This is a genomic window from Streptomyces sp. DH12, from assembly GCF_020873895.1.
Lineage (GTDB): Bacteria > Actinomycetota > Actinomycetes > Streptomycetales > Streptomycetaceae > Streptomyces.
In genome coordinates this window covers 1-400 of record NZ_JAHWGT010001548.1, presented here as the reverse complement: position 1 = coordinate 400, position 400 = coordinate 1, and the positions used below count along the sequence as shown (strand labels likewise).

1 protein-coding gene is annotated in these 400 nt (G+C 74.2%); it reads left to right on the top strand.

What is annotated here, in order from left to right; all coding sequences use genetic code 11:
* Positions 1 to 400, top strand: a 400-nt coding sequence (locus LPA54_RS41020) for an ATP-binding cassette domain-containing protein (RefSeq protein WP_228985488.1), incomplete at both ends; no start/stop codon positions are given.

The window sequence follows — 400 nt, the reverse complement described above, 5'->3', positions numbered from 1 at the left end:
CCTCCGAGGAGGACGTCTGGGACGCCCTGCGCCGCTCCCGGCTCGACGGTCTGATCGCCTCGCTGCCGGACGGGCTCGACACGGTGGTGGGCGAGCGCGGGTACCGGCTCTCCGGCGGGGAACGCCAGCGCCTCACCATCGCCCGGCTGCTGCTGGCCCGTCAGCGGGTCGTGATCCTCGACGAGGCGACCGCGCACCTCGACTCCACCTCGGAGGCCGCCGTCCAGGAAGCACTGGCCGAGGCGCTCGCGGGCCGGACCGCGCTGGTGATCGCCCACCGGCTCTCGACCGTACGGGCCGCCGACCGGATCCTGGTCGTGGAGGCGGGCCGGATCGTCGAGAACGGCACGCACACCGAACTGCTCGCGGCCGGCGGGAGGTACGAGGAGCTGTACCGCAC